Annotated in this window: 3 protein-coding genes and 2 pseudogenes; 3 read left to right on the top strand and 2 right to left on the bottom strand. The window is 72.2% G+C overall.

Features of this window, described 5'->3' with window-relative positions; all coding sequences use genetic code 11:
* Nucleotides 1-199, bottom strand: a pseudogene (locus tag DQP58_RS25820) (1,4-dihydroxy-2-naphthoate polyprenyltransferase); the annotation flags it as partial.
* An 83-nt stretch (nucleotides 200-282) separates the two neighbouring features.
* Here DQP58_RS25820 and DQP58_RS25815 point away from each other — a divergent pair.
* Entirely contained in the window at nucleotides 283-1,068 is a 786-nt protein-coding gene (locus DQP58_RS25815; protein ID WP_240630147.1) for an S-methyl-5'-thioadenosine phosphorylase, read from the top strand.
* Nucleotides 1,065-2,093, top strand: a complete 1,029-nt coding sequence (locus DQP58_RS25810) for an NAD-dependent epimerase/dehydratase family protein (protein ID WP_112710893.1) — start codon at nucleotides 1,065-1,067, stop codon at nucleotides 2,091-2,093. Before DQP58_RS25815 ends, DQP58_RS25810 begins: the two co-directional genes overlap by 4 nt.
* Before the next feature lie 3 nt (nucleotides 2,094-2,096).
* On the opposite strand, the gene DQP58_RS25805 is transcribed toward DQP58_RS25810, so the two are convergent.
* Nucleotides 2,097-3,818: a hypothetical protein gene (locus DQP58_RS25805; RefSeq protein ID WP_112710892.1), complete on the bottom strand. Its 1,722-nt coding sequence runs from the start codon at nucleotides 3,816-3,818 to the stop codon at nucleotides 2,097-2,099.
* Nucleotides 3,819-4,119: 301 nt separating this feature from the next.
* Between DQP58_RS25805 and DQP58_RS25800 the strand changes: the two are divergent.
* A pseudogene (locus DQP58_RS25800) lies at nucleotides 4,120-4,751 on the top strand (hypothetical protein); the annotation flags it as partial.

Here is a 4,751-nt window from a genome sequence, read left to right as displayed (position 1 = left end):
CGCGGATACCGTCCGAGTAGTCGTTGGCGTAGTTGACGCCGACGGTCAGCGCGAGCGCGACGGCCAGCGCCAGCAGCGCCTTCCACCACACCGCCGATCCCAGCCATGCCGCCGCCCCGGTGCCCGCGACCACCGGCGCCACCGCGTTGGGCAGCGTCCGCGGCCGCGCGCCCGAAATCCACTGCCCGATATTGGCCACACGAACATCCTGCCAGGACGCGGGCCCGCGGTCGGCGGGCCGCACCGGCGATCGCCCGAGGCGTCATGCACCACAATGGTCGGATGCTCGGAGTCATCGGTGGCAGCGGCTTCTACACCTTCTTCGGATCCGACGCCCGCGACGTCACCGTCGACACTCCGTACGGTTCGCCGAGCGCGCCGGTCACCGTCGGCGCCGTGGGTGACCACGAGGTGGCCTTCCTGCCCCGCCACGGCGCCAAGCACGAGTTCTCCGCGCACACCGTGCCGTATCGGGCCAACATGTGGGCGCTGCGCAAGCTCGGCGTGCGCCGGGTGCTCGCGCCGTGCGCGGTCGGCAGCCTCAAACCCGAACTCGGCCCCGGCGCTGTCGTGGTGCCCGACCAACTCGTCGACCGCACCCGGGGCCGGGCCGACACGTATTTCGACTCCGGCGGCATCCACGTCGACTTCGCCGACCCGTACTGCCCGGCGCTGCGCGACGCGGTGACCGGCCTGCCCGACGTGCCGCGCGTCGTTGACGGCGGCACCATGGTGGTGATCCAGGGTCCGCGCTTTTCCACCCGCGCCGAAAGCCGGTGGTTCGCCTCAGCGGGTTTCTCGCTGGTCAACATGACCGGCTACCCGGAGGCGGTGCTCGCTCGTGAACTCGAAATGTGCTATGCGGCAATCGCTTTGGTGACCGACCTGGATGCCGGCGTGAGCGCCGGCGAGGGCGTGAAGGCTGTCGACGTGTTCGCCCAGTTCGAGAAGAACGTCGAACTGTTCAAGACGCTGGTGCGCCAGGCCATCGCCCGCATCGCCGCCGACCGCAGCTGCACGCACTGCCTGCCGCACGCCGGCGTCACCTTGCCCATCGAGCTGCCGTGAGGGTGCTGCTGACCGGGGCGGCCGGCTTCATCGGTGCGCGGGTCGACGCCGCCCTGCGGGCGGCGGGACACAAGGTGATCGCCCTGGACGCGTTGCTGCCCGCCGCGCACGGGCCGAATGCGGTGCTGCCGCCGGGATGTCAGCGCGTCGACGTGCGCGACGCCGACGCGCTGGCCCCCCTGCTGGCGGGCGTGGACGTGGTGTGTCATCAGGCGGCGATGGTGGGTGCGGGCGTGGACGCCTCCGACGCCCCCGCCTACGGCGGCCACAACGACCTGGCCACCACGGTGCTGTTGGCGCAGATGTTCGCCGCCGGGGTGCACCGCCTGGTGCTGGCCTCGTCGATGGTGGTGTACGGCCAGGGCAGCTATGACTGCGAGCGGCACGGGCCCGTGGATCCGCTGCCGCGGCGGCACGCCGACCTGGACGCCGGGGCCTTCGAGCACCGCTGCCCGATCGGCGGGGAGGAACTGCGCTGGCGCCTGGTCGACGAGGACACCTGCCTGCGGCCGCGCAGCCTGTACGCCGCCAGCAAGACCGCCCAGGAGCATTACGCTCTGGCCTGGGCCGAGGCCACGGGCGGCTCGGTGGTGGCGCTGCGCTACCACAACGTCTACGGCCCCGGCATGCCGCGCGACACCCCGTACTCCGGGGTGGCGGCGATCTTCCGCTCGGCGCTGGAAAAGGGTGATCCGCCAAGGGTTTTCGAGGACGGCGGCCAGATGCGCGACTTCGTCCACGTCGACGACGTGGCCGCCGCCAACGTCGCTGCCACACGGCCACGCGACGGTTTCACCGCGGTCAATGTCTGCTCGGGGCAACCCATTTCGATTCTTCAGGTGGCCGGCGCGCTGTGCGACGCGCGCGGCGGCTCGCTGTCCCCGGTGGTCACCGGGCAGTATCGCAGCGGCGACGTGCGCCACATCGTCGCCGACCCGTCCCGGGCCGCCGAAGTGCTGGGTTTCCGCGCGGCCGTCGCACCGTGGGACGGGCTGCGCGAATTCGCCTTCGCCACGCTCCGGTGAGCGCTAACCCTGCGGGGGGCGGTAGATCTGCGGCTTCTGCGCGGCGATCTGCCGCGTTCCGGTGTCGTCGCCGCGGAAGATCCGGGGCCCGCCCGCCAGCGGGGGTATCTCGGTGGTCGGTGGTTCGTGGTCCGCGCCGGGTCCGCCGCTGGGGATGCGGGTGGTTGCCGCGGCCGACGGGCCCGCGCCCTGTGCGACGGGGACCCGGGTGGTCGGCGCCGCCGCGTTCGCCGCGGCGGCGCGCCTGCGGGCGGCGCGGCGGGCCAGCCGCCGGCCGCTCAGCTGGCCGGTGACGATGGCCGCCGCCAGGATGCCCAGCGCCAGGCCGCACAGCGTCACGTCGAAGGTACTGGTGATCTGCTGGGCCAGGTTGTTGCCGTAGACCGGGTGCAGCGCAGGCGAATTCGGTGAGTCCGCGAACCGCGGAGCCAGCTCCACGCCCACCACCACCCGGGCGACGCTGAGCGCGGCGACGAGTCCGCACAGCGAGGTGACCAGGCGCGCCGACAGGGTGGCCAGCCTGCGGCGCAGCCAGATCGTCAGCACCGCGGTGGCCAGATCGAACGCGGCCAGCACGATGCTGTCGTAGCGCGAGAACGGGTAGTTCAGGATCACGCCGACGACCAGGTCGGTGATCCGCATCGCCATCGACCCCACGCACCAGATGGCAATGAGCAGCAAGCCATTTCGGGTCGTTTCGCGCCACGCGGATTCCTCCGTCGGCGAGGCGTTGCGGTGCCCGAACAGCGCCCGCGGCGCGAACAGCGCCGCCCCGGCCGCCCACGCCAGGTAGCCCTCGAACCCGACTCCGGCGGTCGACGTGTTCTGCGCGATGCCGTGGAACGCGTCGAGGTCACGACCGGCGGGCAGGAACCACACCAGGATCCCGGCGGCCAGCGTCGAGGCGCCGAGCGCGATGGTGGTCAGCCGGCTCGCCCGGGCGCTGCGTAGCAGCCACCTGGAGCCGACCAGGACGGCGAGCAGCGCCACCACGCCGTACACCACCGCGGTCACGATCACGGCGATGTTCTGCTTGCCGAATTCCTGCGCGCCGCCGGTGCTTTGCAGCGCGTACCGCACCCGCCAGTACAGGTTGAAACCGAAGCTGAGCACCGCCGCGGTCATGGACAGCGCGCCGATCACCCGCGCCGATCTGTGCCAGCGGGTGGACTCGTCGCCCGCCGGAACCGGTCCGGCGAGCGCGCCTGCCGGCACCGCCTGGGCGCTCAACAGCGCGCCGGCCACCCCGGCCCACGCCCCCGGACCGACGCCGCCCGGCACGTTGACCGTGCCGCCGAAACGGACGGTCTCGTAGGCGTCGAACACCACGAAGCCGAGCACCAGCAGCAGGTAGGGAACGTTGAGCGCCAGGCGAAGCCGGGCGGCCCGCGCCGGGTTGAACCGCGCGCCGGCCGAGCGCCAGGAACCGGCCAGGGCGACGGCGGCGACGGCCAGCACCGTCACCGCGATCAGCACCGCCGCCCACGTCGCGCTGCTGTCCGGGATGCCCAGGCCGAAGTAGAGGTTCCACGGCAAGAACAACGCGAGGATCAGCAGGGCCACCGCGGCCAGGTCGCCGGCGACGTGCCGGTCGCGCTTCGGGTCCGCGGTCACCGGCCCGCTGCCGCCCGTGGCGTGTGGGCGGATGATCCGGGTGGCCGGTGCTTGCTGGGCCTGACCGCGGATCGGGCCGGTAGGGGTGTCGTCGCTGCTCTGGCTCACCATGCCCCCAGGGATTCAAGGACCGATATTCGTGGCGCGGTTTCGGGTGCTCGGCCGGGGTTCACCCCGCCGAGCCGAGTGCACTGCTCGCTTGCGACCATATTCTCCGTTCGGATGCCGTGGCAGTGGCTCAGACCGGCTGCCGGGGCGGAGACGATTCCGCGGCGAGGCGTCCTGTCGTTCGAAAAGCTGGTTACGCTGCGCTAGTAGACGAAGCTTGTCGCCTGAATTATCAACGGTATCGCAAGTGTAGTGATGCTGGGACATGCTGGTTGCGGGGTAGCCGGGGTGAAGGAGAAGCGGGATGGACGTCGTTCTGGGGGTCGCGGTCACCGGCCCCGTCGCCCGCTTGGCGCTCGTCGGGCCGGGCGCGCAGGGGGAGGTGATCGACCAATCCGTCGTCGACCTCGCTGACAACCCGATCGGGACGCTGACCGAAACCGTGGTCGGCACGAACCGGCTGCTGGCCGACGAGAACCACCGGCTGATCGGCACCCGGGTGTGCTGGCCCGACAACCCGGCCGCCGACCGGCTGCGGCGGGCGCTGGAGGATTCCGGCGTCCACAACGTGGCGGTGCTCTCGGAGTCGCAGGCGGTGGCCGCGCTGATGCGCGCGGCCGGCCGGCCGGGCGCGGCGCTGGTGATGGACGACGCGACCGCGACGCTGTCGATGGTGGGTTCCGGCGACGGCGATCCGGACGCCCCGCCGACGGTGCTGGCCACCCAGCAGCTGGCCGACGCCCCTGGCGGCGATGCGACGGCCGCCTTCCACACCATGATGGCGAACCTCGGCGCCCACCCGGACGCCCCGCAAGACGTGTACCTGCTCGGCGCCTCGCCGGAGCTGCAGCGGGTCGCCGACGAGCTTCGCGACGGCTCGACCATGCCGCTGGCCTACGTCGAGTACGACCCCGACACCGGCGCCCCGCTGCGCGA

It is taken from the genome of Mycobacterium colombiense (assembly GCF_003284975.1).
In the GTDB taxonomy this organism is placed as follows: Bacteria; Actinomycetota; Actinomycetes; order Mycobacteriales; family Mycobacteriaceae; genus Mycobacterium; species Mycobacterium europaeum_A.
The sequence above is the reverse complement of the archived record's forward strand: the minus strand, read 5'-3'. Positions and strand labels throughout refer to the sequence as shown.

Coding starts and splice junctions, on each gene's coding strand:
- DQP58_RS25805 (WP_112710892.1), bottom strand. CDS start 3,818: ATGGTGAGCCAGAGCAGCGACGACACCCCTACCGGCCCGATCCGCGGT.
- DQP58_RS25815 (WP_240630147.1), top strand. CDS start 283: ATGCTCGGAGTCATCGGTGGCAGCGGCTTCTACACCTTCTTCGGATCC.